This is a genomic window from Sulfitobacter sp. HI0129 (assembly GCF_001635395.1).
GTDB lineage: Bacteria > Pseudomonadota > Alphaproteobacteria > Rhodobacterales > Rhodobacteraceae > Sulfitobacter.
This window is the reverse complement of record NZ_LWGH01000269.1, coordinates 1-11051: the sequence shown is the minus strand read 5'-3', so window position 1 is coordinate 11051 and position 11051 is coordinate 1. Positions and strand designations below refer to the sequence as shown.

Annotated in this window: 13 protein-coding genes; 4 read left to right on the top strand and 9 right to left on the bottom strand. The window is 64.9% G+C overall.

Annotated features, from left to right (window positions below; translation table 11 throughout):
• Positions 1 to 5 precede the first annotated feature (5 nt).
• Complete coding sequence (locus A3764_RS05595) at positions 6 to 449, top strand: molybdenum cofactor biosynthesis protein MoaE (RefSeq protein ID WP_067924820.1); 444 nt, start codon at positions 6 to 8, stop codon at positions 447 to 449.
• 11 nt (positions 450 to 460) lie between these two features.
• Here A3764_RS05595 and A3764_RS05590 read toward each other — a convergent pair whose 3' ends face one another.
• The 3 genes from A3764_RS05590 to ubiA form a co-directional block, all read right to left on the bottom strand.
• Complete coding sequence (locus tag A3764_RS05590) at positions 461 to 787, bottom strand: hypothetical protein (protein WP_067924814.1); 327 nt, start codon at positions 785 to 787, stop codon at positions 461 to 463.
• Positions 774 to 2684, bottom strand: a complete 1911-nt coding sequence (locus tag A3764_RS05585) for an OmpA family protein (protein WP_067924812.1) — start codon at positions 2682 to 2684, stop codon at positions 774 to 776. The genes A3764_RS05590 and A3764_RS05585 overlap by 14 nt, the downstream gene beginning before the upstream one ends.
• A gap of 61 nt (positions 2685 to 2745) precedes the next feature.
• Positions 2746 to 3720, bottom strand: coding sequence for a 4-hydroxybenzoate octaprenyltransferase (gene ubiA / locus A3764_RS05580; protein ID WP_067924809.1), 975 nt, complete (start codon positions 3718 to 3720; stop codon positions 2746 to 2748).
• A gap of 12 nt (positions 3721 to 3732) precedes the next feature.
• Here ubiA and A3764_RS05575 point away from each other — a divergent pair, with 12 nt between their 5' ends.
• From A3764_RS05575 to A3764_RS05565, 3 genes are all read left to right on the top strand, one after another.
• On the top strand, positions 3733 to 4461 hold the full coding sequence (locus A3764_RS05575) for a 16S rRNA (uracil(1498)-N(3))-methyltransferase (RefSeq protein WP_067924805.1): 729 nt from the start codon (positions 3733 to 3735) through the stop codon (positions 4459 to 4461).
• Between the two features lie 67 nt (positions 4462 to 4528).
• Complete coding sequence (locus A3764_RS05570) at positions 4529 to 5056, top strand: hypothetical protein (protein WP_067924802.1); 528 nt, start codon at positions 4529 to 4531, stop codon at positions 5054 to 5056.
• Positions 5057 to 5117: 61 nt separating this feature from the next.
• Positions 5118 to 6488: a glutamate--cysteine ligase gene (locus A3764_RS05565; protein ID WP_067924800.1), complete on the top strand. Its 1371-nt coding sequence runs from the start codon at positions 5118 to 5120 to the stop codon at positions 6486 to 6488.
• Positions 6489 to 6509: 21 nt separating this feature from the next.
• Here A3764_RS05565 and A3764_RS05560 read toward each other — a convergent pair whose 3' ends face one another.
• The 6 genes from A3764_RS05560 to A3764_RS05535 form a co-directional block, all read right to left on the bottom strand.
• Positions 6510 to 6782 (bottom strand): hypothetical protein, encoded by a 273-nt coding sequence (locus tag A3764_RS05560; RefSeq protein ID WP_201722110.1) that lies wholly within the window; start codon positions 6780 to 6782, stop codon positions 6510 to 6512.
• Positions 6779 to 7387: a glycerol-3-phosphate 1-O-acyltransferase PlsY gene (gene plsY / locus A3764_RS05555; RefSeq protein WP_067924798.1), complete on the bottom strand. Its 609-nt coding sequence runs from the start codon at positions 7385 to 7387 to the stop codon at positions 6779 to 6781. The genes A3764_RS05560 and plsY overlap by 4 nt, the downstream gene beginning before the upstream one ends.
• Positions 7387 to 8673, bottom strand: coding sequence for a dihydroorotase (gene pyrC, locus A3764_RS05550; protein ID WP_067924792.1), 1287 nt, complete (start codon positions 8671 to 8673; stop codon positions 7387 to 7389). The genes plsY and pyrC overlap by 1 nt, the downstream gene beginning before the upstream one ends.
• Positions 8674 to 8760: 87 nt before the next feature.
• Positions 8761 to 9207 carry a hypothetical protein gene (locus A3764_RS05545; protein WP_067924791.1) on the bottom strand — a complete coding sequence of 149 codons (447 nt, stop codon included), beginning with the start codon at positions 9205 to 9207 and terminating at the stop codon, positions 8761 to 8763.
• Positions 9208 to 9351: 144 nt separating this feature from the next.
• Positions 9352 to 9894 (bottom strand): hypothetical protein, encoded by a 543-nt coding sequence (locus tag A3764_RS05540; protein ID WP_067924790.1) that lies wholly within the window; start codon positions 9892 to 9894, stop codon positions 9352 to 9354.
• A gap of 83 nt (positions 9895 to 9977) precedes the next feature.
• Positions 9978 to 10919 carry an aspartate carbamoyltransferase catalytic subunit gene (locus A3764_RS05535; RefSeq protein WP_067924788.1) on the bottom strand — a complete coding sequence of 314 codons (942 nt, stop codon included), beginning with the start codon at positions 10917 to 10919 and terminating at the stop codon, positions 9978 to 9980.
• Positions 10920 to 11051 lie beyond the last annotated feature (132 nt).

Genomic DNA, 11051 nt, shown 5'->3' with positions numbered 1-11051 from the left:
CTGAGATGCGGGTGAGCGTGGCGGAAGCCCCTTTCGATGTGGGGCGTGAGGTCGCAGAATTCAGCGCCGGTTGCAGCGGCATGGGAGCGATCGTGAGCTTCACGGGTATCGTGCGTGACCTGCCGGAGGCCCCGCTGGAGGCGATGGAGATCGAGCATTATCCCGGCATGACTGAATCCGCGCTGGAGGATATGGCGCGCCGCGCGATCGAGCGTTTCTCACTCGGCGATGCGCTGATCATCCACCGGCATGGCAGGCTGGCCCCCGGCGAGACGATCATGATGGTGGCCACCGCGGCGCCCCACCGCAAGGACGCTTTCGACGCCGCGGAATTCCTGATGGATTTCCTCAAATCCCGGGCACCCTTCTGGAAGCGGGAGATCACCGCCGGGGGGGCGGATTGGGTCGCGGCAAAGGATGAAGACGAAGACGCGCTCGCCCGCTGGTAGGCGGGGGTGGCTCAGCTGGCGCGCTGGGCTGCAAGATGGGCGCGCATTTCCTCGGCCTCGTGCCGGGCATCGCGCAGCCCGTCCATCGCGGCGCGCAACTCCGCTTCGGTCTGGGCCAACTGGTTCGTCAGCTCGGCCTCGCGCTGCTGCAGATAGGTGATCGCCTGATCGCGCGTCTCCTCGGCCTCGTGCAATTCCTGGCTCATCCGGTCCAGTTGCGCCACATCGTCGGCGGCGACCCGGGTGAAACGGTGCAGCAGCCAGTTGGCGAACCATCCGAGGCAGAATGCCACGAACAGAATGATCGCCGTCGCGATGACAAACTCAGTTCTGCTCATTCCCGTCCGTGCCTTCCTGATCATCCGTATCCGCTGTATCGCCCGTTTCGGCCACGGATTCCAGCGTTGTTTGCTCAGGCAGATCGACGGTATCGGGCCGGATCAGGCGGAATTCGATGCGGCGGTTCGCTTCGCGGCCCTCTTCGGTCTTGTTGTCGGCGATGGGGTCCTCCTCACCATAGCCGCGGGCGGTGAACGAACTGGTCAGCACGCGGCGCGCGCGCAATTCGTTCAACACGGATTCGGCACGCGACTGGCTGAGCGCGAGGTTCATCTCCTCCCGGCCCTGGCTGTCGGTGTAGCCCTGGATTTCAAGCTGCAGGGTGCCGCAGCGCTTCAGGATTTCCGCGATGTCGTCCATCGTGCCGAGTGCCGAGGCATCGATGGTGGCGCTGCCCGGCTCGAAGTTGATCTTGCCCACGCGCAGAACCTCGCCGATTTCGGCTTCGCATTCGTCGGGGGTGGGCAGACCGGCGACCGGGTCCAGCTTTTCCTGATAGGAAACCGCGATATCGTATTCCGCCCCTTCACCCAGCTTTCCGCCCAGCAGCGCCGCGATCTTGGTGCTGGCGTCCGGGTTGCCGGTGTTGCCGGAGATGGACAGCATCTCGGGCGTGATGCGCACGGCCCCGTTGGACAGTTCGGCCAGTGCTTCCAGCCCTGTCAGCACGCGGTTGCCCCAATCGCCCGGCAGGCCGGGAACGATGCGCGTCGCGGTATAGACGCTTTCCGAACCGAAGCGCGCCCGCGCGTAGCTGTCCGCCAGTTCCCGCAGCCCCTCGTCACTGACGCGCCCGCGTAGCTGGACCTGACCTTCGGGGCTGAGCGTGGCGGTGAATTCGATGGGTCCGGTATTGGGGTCAACCGTTTCGGGCAGTTTTGCATGCAGCGCGAAAAGATCGGGCAGCGCGGTTTCAAGCTCTCCCACCACTCGATCGAAAAGCGCGGGCTCGGTGCCCTCTGCCGCCACCAGCGTCACATCCGCGTCCGACAGGCTGACGGAACCTTCGCCCAGTTCGGCCAGCGCAGAGATGGAGGCCGCGACTGCCTCGGCCCAGTTGGGGCTGGGCACACCCAGACCCAGCGTACAGCGGGGGCTGTCACTTGCGCCGGCCTTGGCGGCGGCTTCGAGGATGCGGGCGCGGCTGGTTTCGGTATCAGCTGAACAGGCATCGAAACGCGCGCCCTCTTCGTCGATCTCGAAGCGCAGGGTGAAGGGCGTGATGACCGGCCGTGGCGCCGCGATATCGAGCGTGACACGCAGCCCCGGCGGGGAGGCCTTGCGCAGCCGGTCCTCCATCTTTGCCTTGGCGGCGGGGCTGTCGGAAATGGCGGTGATGGACACCAGGCCCGCATCTACCGACGCCTTGGCGCGCGGCAGCATTTCCATCGCGGTGATGGCAAAGGCCAGCGCATCTTCCCACCCGCGGGGGGCAGGGTAGTCAGCCGCTTCGAGCAGGTCGGCGACGTTGTCTTCCCCCGCCATGGCCGAGAACCGGTCGATGACCGCTTCGCGGTCGGTTGTCACGGGGATGAGCCCGATGATGGAAATGCCGGAATCGTTGCGCAGGATTTCGGCCGAAAACCGGGGCGGCGCGATGCTGGCCTGTGCCTTCACCTCCATCTCGTCGATCACACGTGCCGCGTCGACGACCGACCCGGCGGTGGAGAGCGCCCTGAAACGGATCGCCTCGGTCGGGGCTGTACCGGCCAGCGTCACCTGCAGGCCGTTGGCTTGTACCTCGGCCCATGTCATGCCGCTGTCGTCCAGCGCGGTGCGCACGCCGATTTCGGAGTTTTCCTCGATCAGCTTTACCGAAAAATTGGCAGCGACGAGTGCCATGATCGCCGCGGCGGTAAAGGTCAGGGCGATGGTCAGGAGGGCAGATAGGCGCATGCGTTCATTTCTGGTGCCGTTTACGTGGTTGCTAGATACGCGCGCAGGCCCTGCGGCGCAATCATGCCAGCAGGCTGGCGGCGAAAAACAGCAGGGGGATCAGGCCCGTGTCGCGGTTCGCCCGGAAGAGCTGCAACAGCTTGGCGTTGTCTTCGGTATCAAGCCCGCGCAGCTGCCACGCCATATGCCACCCCATGGCCCATGGCCCCCCAAGCGCGATGACGAGCGCCAGAACCGAGGCCTGCGGCAACGCCGCGTATATCACCGCGATTCCCATCAACCCGACCGTGGCCATCAGGAAGCGGCGCAGCCATTTGGAGGTCTCACTGCCAAAGAGCCGCGCGGTCGATTTGACGCCGATCAGCGCGTCATCCTCGGTATCCTGATGGGCGTAGATCGTGTCGTAGAACAGCGTCCATGCGATGCCGGAAAAATAGAGCACGATGGCCGCGGGGTGCAGCGCCCCGGTATGTGCCGTCCAAGCCAGTAGCGCACCCCAGTTGAAAGCGAGGCCAAGGAAGACCTGCGGCCACCAGGTGAAACGCTTTGCGAAAGGGTAGATCGCGACAGGCAACAGGGCCAGAACGCCCAGAGCAATGGCCGCCCGGTTGAAAGTGAGCAGGATCAGAAGGGAAATCAGCGCCTGAACCACCATCCACAGCAGGGCACCTTTCACGCTGACCTGCCCCGAGGGGATGGGCCGCGAACGGGTGCGCGCCACCTGTCCGTCGATGTGCCGGTCGGTGATGTCGTTCCACGTGCAGCCCGCCCCCCGCATCAGAAAGGCACCCAGCCCGCAGCCCGCAAAGATCCACAGATCGAAAAGGCGCGGCTGCTGATCGAAGAGTATGGCCAGCGTCAGGCCCCACCAACAGGGCAGCAGCAACAGCCACGTCCCGATCGGGCGGTCCGCGCGACTGAGGCGCAGATAGGGGCGTGCCGCGGCGGGGGCGTACCGGTCCACCCAATTGTCCGCCGGAGCATCGGCGACGCGCTGCGCGTCCGGTGCATCTGGCGAAGGCGGTCGGTCTTGCATATATCTCTGCCCATGACTGCGAAGATCAGGCTGTATGTAGATCACCCGCTGGGGGTGGGGCAATCGGTTCCTTTGGACCGGGGGCAGGCCCATTACCTCTTCGGGGTCATGCGGCAATCTGCGGGCGACGAGGTGTTGCTCTTCAACGGGCGTGACGGGGAATGGCGCGCCCGTGTCGCCGAAGCGGGCAAACGCGCGGGCGTGCTGACCTGTGAGGAAACCACCCGGCCCCAGGCGATGCCCCCCGACCTCTGGCTGCTTTTCGCACCGATCAAGAAAGCGCGCACCGATTTCATCGTCGAAAAGGCGGCAGAAATGGGTGCCGCGCGTATTCTGCCCGTGATGACGGAGTTTACCAACTCTGGCCGTGTGCAGCGTGACCGGTTGCAGACCCATGCTGTCGAGGCGGCGGAGCAATGCGGCGGGCTCTACGTGCCCGAAGTTGCGGAGGCCGTTCGGCTGGACCGGCTGCTCGCTGACTGGGACCCGGCCCGGCGCATCCTTTTCTGCGACGAGACGCTTGCAGGCGAAGCGGCGAAAGGGCTGCCCAACCTTTCGCCGGGGGACGCACCCTGGGCCGTGCTGATCGGCCCCGAAGGCGGCTTTTCAGAAGCGGAGCGTCAGAGGTTGCGGGGCCTCGAACACGCCTATCCCGTCGCATTGGGTCCGCGCATACTGCGCGCGGATACCGCCGCGGTCGCGGCGCTTACCTTCTGGCAACAGCGGTACGGGGATTGGTGATGCAATTCGACAATAATGGTTGGCCCGGCGCGGCCCTTTCCCACCTCGTTTGGCGGGGGCGGGACCGGTGAGTTTTCTGCGCCCCCAAGCGAAAGCCGCGATCTGGCGCTGGCGCGAGGTTCTGGTGGGGCTGGCCGCGATGGTCTTTGGCGTCTGGCTCGTGGCAGGCCCCGGGTTGCTGCTGGCGATACCGGGCTATGCGGCGATCATCGCCGGGGGCGGCCTGATCTGGCTCGGCTATCAGCGTGGACGGTTCCGTGGCCCTGACGGCGGGACCGGCGCGGTACAGGTCGACGAAGGGCAGATCACCTATTTCGGTCCCCTTACCGGGGGCAGTGTCGCATTGCGCGACATGGACCGGCTCAGCCTCGAACGACAGATGTTTCCGGCGCACTGGCGGCTCGATCAGTCGGGCCAGCCGCCGCTTTTCATTCCGGTGAACGCCGAAGGGTCGGAAGCACTCTTCGATGCCTTTGCGGTTCTTCCCGGCATCCGCACCGAACGCATGTTGTTCGAATTACGCAAGACGCGGCATGATCCGGTGCTGATCTGGGAACGCCCGCCCGAACGACCGGCTCACATGCTCCTGCATTGACACCCCCGTCGATTGCCTACATCCAAGCAGGGTCCTCTATCCTACTGTCGGAGCAAAAAAGATGTCCATTCCCCAGTCCGGCGGCGGGCCGATCGAAGATCGCGCCCAATTGGCACAATACCTTGCAGACGGCTGCAAGCCGCGCGCGGATTGGCGGATCGGGACGGAGCATGAGAAGTTCGGCTATTGCAAGGATACCCATGAACCCCTTCCCTATGAGGGTGAGCGTTCCATCCGCGCCATGCTGGAAGGTCTGCGCGACGGCCACGGCTGGGCACCGGTGGAAGAAGGCGGCAAACTGATCGGGCTTGAAAAGGACGGGGCCAACATCAGTCTGGAGCCGGGCGGCCAGCTGGAGCTTTCGGGCGCGCCCGTGGAAAACATCCATGAAACCTGTGACGAGGTGAACGCCCACCTGAGGGAGGTCAAGGACGTGGCCGACCGCATCGGCGCAGGCTTCATCGGGCTGGGTGCTGCCCCGGTCTGGACGCATGAGCAGATGGACCTGATGCCCAAGGGCCGTTACAAGCTGATGAACGACTACATGACCAAGGTCGGCACCATGGGCCGGGTCATGATGCGGCGGACCTGCACGGTTCAGGTCAACCTCGATTTCGAATCCGAAGCCGACATGGTCAAGAAGTTGCGCGTGGCACTCGCATTGCAGCCGGTGGCCACGGCGCTCTTTGCCAATTCACCGTTCTTCGAAGGCAAGCCCAACGGTCACAAATCGTGGCGCAGCCGGGTGTGGCGCGACCTCGACCCGGCGCGCACGGGGATGCTGCCTTGGGTCTTCGAAGAGGGCATGGGGTTTGAGCGCTGGGTGGAATATGCGCTCGATGTGCCGATGTATTTCGTCTACCGCGACGGGGAATACATCGATGCGCTGGGCCAGTCCTTCCGCGATTTCCTGAAAGGCGAACTGCCCGCGCTGCCGGGGGAGATCCCGACCCTGAGCGACTGGGCGGATCACCTGACGACCGCTTTTCCCGAAGCACGGGTCAAGAAATTCATCGAGATGCGGGGCGCGGATGGCGGCCCGTGGCGGCGGCTCTGCGCGCTGCCCGCGTTCTGGGTGGGGCTGATGTATGACCAGACCGCGCTCGACGGTGCATGGGATCTCGTCAAGGGATGGGATGCGGAAACCCGTGAGGGGCTGCGAGTCGCGGCCTCTGTCGACGGGCTACAGGCAGAGGCGGGCGGCGTGCGGATGCACGACATTGCCCGCGAAGCCCTGGCGCTTTCGGAGGCCGGTCTCAAGGCTCGTGCCCGGCCCGGTGCCGGCGGGCTGATCCCGGATGAGACGCATTTCCTCAATGCGCTTAAGGAAAGCGTGGAAACGGGCAAGGTGCCCGCCGACCACCTGCTGGAGGATTACCACGGCAAGTGGGACGGCGACCTCAGCCGTATCTACGCCGATTATTCCTATTGATCGGCCCCCGACCGGCGTGCTTCAGGCAGGCGGGTCGGGCCGGTAGTTCCGCAGGAAGGCAAGCACCTTTTCGGCGGGCATTTCGCAGGGAAAGAGGCGCGGCCCTTTTGCCAGATCATAGTAGTTCATGCTGATGTAATCGGCACCGCCGCGTTCCTCGGCCACCAGCTTCACCGCGCGGCCCCCCGCGTGATGGCTCACGACAACATCGTAGCGGCGGCCCTGCGTCGATCCTGTGGATCCGCCCGTCGGAAGCGCCCGCAGCAGGGCAGGCACATCCGGTGGCGGGGTCACTTTTTCTGGCCGATCTTCGGTTCGGTCCCGGCGCGGATCCGCGTGATGTTCGCCCGGTGGCGCGCGAAGATGATCAACGTCAGCGCAATCCCCAGCAGCAGCCCCTGCGCATAGCCCATGACCACCAGCAGAAAGGTGGAAATCGCCGCGGCAAACAGCGCCCCCATGGAGGACATGCGCGTGACCAGTGCGGCCACCAGCCACGCCACGCAAGCCGCCAGACCGATGGGCCACGACAGGGCCAGAAGGATACCGAGGAAGGTGGCCACGCCCTTGCCCCCGCGAAAGCCGCTCCAGACCGGAAAGCAATGGCCGATCATGGCAAAGAGCGCCGCGATCTGCGCGCCGTCCTCCCCGGCGAAGAGCCGCGCCAGAAGGACGACCACCGCCCCCTTGGCGGCGTCCAGCAGAAGGGTCAGGGCCGCCGCCTTCCGGTTGCCGGTCCGCAGCACATTCGTGGCCCCGACGTTGCCTGAGCCGATCTGGCGCAGATCGCCGAGATTCATGATCTTGGCGATGAACAGGCCAAAGACGATGGAGCCGATGAGGTAGCCCGCCACCGCCCAGAAGATGAGAACGGGAATGGAATTGTCGATGATGGGCATCAGGGGGCCTCGTATATCTGTGAACCGGCGACGTAGGTGGCGCGCACCCTGCCTTGCATGCGCATCCCGTCGAATGGGGTGTTGAGCGATTTGGACCGCAGCGTTGCACGGTCCAGAACGAAGGGTGCATTCATGTCGAAGAGCACCAGATCGGCGGGCGCACCCGCCGAAAGGCGCCCACCCGGCAGGCCCAAACGGCGCGCGGGGTTCAACGACAGCGCGCGCCAGAGCACGGCGAGCGGCACCGCATCGGCATGGACCAGCCGTAGGGCAGCAGGCAGCAGCGTTTCCAGCCCGACCGCGCCCGATGCCGCCTCCTCGAAGGGGAGGCGCTTTGATTCCTCGTCCTGCGGCGTGTGCATGGAACAGACGATATCGATAAGGCCCGAGGCAACCGCTTCGACCACGGCAAGCCTGTCGTCCTCGTCCCGCAGGGGGGGCTTCAGTTTGAAGAAGGTCCGGTAATCGGCCACGTCCAGTGCATTGAGCGTCAGGTGATGAACACCGACTCCCGCGGTGATGTCGAGCCCGTTGCGCTTGGCCCGTTCCAGCGCAGGCAGCGCGCGTGCGGTCGTGATCTGGTCCGCGTGGTAGCGGGCGCCGGTCATTTCGATCAGGGCGATATCCCGGTCGAGCCCCATGCGCTCCGCCATCGGGGATACGGCGGGCAGCCCCCTGAGAGAGGCGAACTTGCCCGAGGTCGCCGCCGCCCCCCGGCTCAGCCCCGGTTCCTGCGGGTGGGCCACGATCAGCGCGCCGAGACTGCCGGCATAGGTCATCGCCCGCGAAAACACCCGGGTGTCCGCGATCACCCGGTCGCAATCGGTGAAGGCCACCGCGCCCGCGTCCATGAGAAAACCGATCTCTGTCATCTCACGGCCCGCGCGCGCCTTGGTCAGGGCCGCCATGGGCACGACGTTGACGGGGCTCGCCTCTTTCGCGCGGCGCGTGACGAATTCGAGCGTTTCGGGGTTATCGATCGGCGGGTCGGTATCGGGCCGGGTGACCATCGTGGTCACGCCCCCCGCAGCGGCGGCCAGACCGGCGGAGCGGTAGCTTTCCTTGTGCCGCTCACCCGGTTCGCAGACCTTTACCCCCAGATCGACGATGCCGGGCGCAAGATGCAGCCCCCCGCAATCCACGACCCTCGCGCTCGCTGCGTCAGCGCCCGCGGGGTCTTCCATCACGGCGGCGATACGACCGTCTTCCACCAGCAGCGATCCCGGAAATTCCAGTCCCCGCTCCGGATCGATCAGGCGGGCGTTCGTCAGCAGCGTGGCGGTCAAGGCGCATCCCCGTTTTGGTTCGTCCTCCGCTTTAGCGGCGAAACCCGGTTTAGAAAAGGCGGGACTGTCGGGAGGTGGCGCACCGGCTCAGCTCGCCGACGGTGCAGGAGGCGGGCTGTCAGGCAGCAATGCCGCGATCTGCGCGGCGGTCTCCCTCGGGTGCGGCAGATACCGCATTGCAACCCGGGTGCCATCCGCCAGAAAGAGGATCACCCGGGTGCCGAACCGGACCCGGACGCGCCTGATATCGGTGAGGGAGATCATCCCCATCCCCTCGGGGCCTTCGTGCAGCAGGCGCCCTTCCGAAAGGGACCATCTATCGAGCCGCGCGTTGCGCCAGCCCTGATAATCCTCCACCGCGAAACCGATCGTCAGAATGGCGGAGGTGGGAAAGACCCAAAGGATACCGGCCTCGAACCACAGGCTGACAAGCAAACCGAGCACGGCAAGCCCGGCAAAGGTAAGGGTCGTGGAAATCGCGATGCGTCGCAGAAAGGCCTGACGAGAAGGTGCCCAGCTGAACTCGGCCTCCATGATCAGGCGAGCCAGACCATAAGCCCCACAACCCCGAAGGCGACCAACAGGGCAACTATGGCAACGCGGCCGGACATCTTGGGATCGGGCTTGGGTTCCTTCATGGCCCTTGATTACCCCATAGGTTCCTGTCGCGCCAGCCCGTCAGGCCATCGCCCAAAGCAATGCGAGTCCGATCAGGATCACGATCGCGATCGTGACCAGCGTCATGGAAGCGCCCCGGCCCTCGGGCGGGACGACCGGCGCGCCGGTGGGAATGCCGGTATAGGGGGCAGCCGCATCGCTGGTCAGCGGGATTGCCGTCATGTCGGGCTGTGCCTCGCCATAGGTGCCGATCAGCGTGAGGTCGGATGAGGGCTCCAGCCGCTCCTCCTCCCCGTCGAAGGCGGAAGAGAACAGCAAAAGCACATAACCGTCGAGCGCCGAAAGCCGCCCGTGATCCTTGAGGATCTGCGTTTCGGGAATGGCGTACCCATCGCTGAGGTAGGACGGCAGCCCCACGCCGGTCAGGTCCGATACCGGGAAAAGTTCCACATCCCGCTCCGTGACATCGCGATTGAGCAATGCGCCGGCAACCTCGACCTTCTCCTGCGTCTTGAGTAGGGTGGTCATCTCCGACATCGGGCGATTGACGGCAAAGACGCGTACAACGCCCGTTTCATTGCGCGGAATGTCGATCGGTCTCATGGGTCTGGCCTTTCCTGCTTCCCAAGACCAACGGGTCAACCCGCCATGTGTTCCCCCGGTTGCATCCGAATCGCCGATATATCTCAGGCCGAACGGGCCATTCGCAGGTTGCGTGCCAGTAAATCCATCGCCGCCATCCGCACCGCGACGCCCATTTCCACCTGATCCTGAATCACGCTTCGATTGATGTCGTCCGCCAGTGTCCCGTCGATCTCCACCCCGCGGTTCATCGGGCCGGGGTGCATCACGATGGCGTCGGGCTTGGCATGGGCAAGCTTTTCCGCGTCGAGACCGAAGCGATGGTAATATTCCCGCTCCGACGGGATGAAGCCGCCGTCCATGCGTTCTTTCTGAAGGCGCAGCATCATCACAACATCGACGTCGCGCAGGCCCTTTTCCATGTCATCGAAAACCTCGACCCCGAACTGGTCGATCTGCGAAGGCATCAGCGTGGGCGGCCCAACAAGCCGGATGCGGTTTTCCATCTTGCCCAGCAGCAGGATATTGGACCGGGCCACCCGGCTGTGGGCAATGTCCCCGCAGATGGCGATGCTCAGACGATGCAGCCGCCCCTTGGCGCGCCGGATCGTCAGCCCATCCAGCAGGGCCTGCGTGGGGTGTTCGTGCCGCCCGTCACCGGCGTTCAGCACGGCGCAGTTCACCTTCTGGGCCAGCAGATCGACCGCGCCGGATTGCGGATGCCGCACGACCAGCAGATCGGGATGCATCGCGTTCAGCGACATCGCCGTGTCGATCAGCGTCTCGCCTTTCTTAATGGAACTGGCCTGCATCGCCATGTTCATCACGTCCGCGCCCAGCCGTTTTCCCGCGATCTCGAAACTCGCCTGGGTGCGGGTCGAATTTTCGAAGAACATGTTGATCTGGGTCAGGCCGCGCAATGCATCCCCATGTTTTTGCGGCTGACGGTTCAGTTCCGCATAGGTATCGGCAAGATCGAGAATGGCGGTGATGTCGGCGGGCGACAGATGCTCGATGCCCAGAAGATGGCGATGGGGGAAGGTCATGGCGGGCCTTTCACGATGCCGCGCCCCTCAATGGCGCGCCTGTCACGATATCGGGTCCTTATAGGGGCCGGGGGCGGGCGGCGGCAAGACGCGGGTGTGCGGGGTATTCAGCTTGCCCGGCGCAGGGCGTAG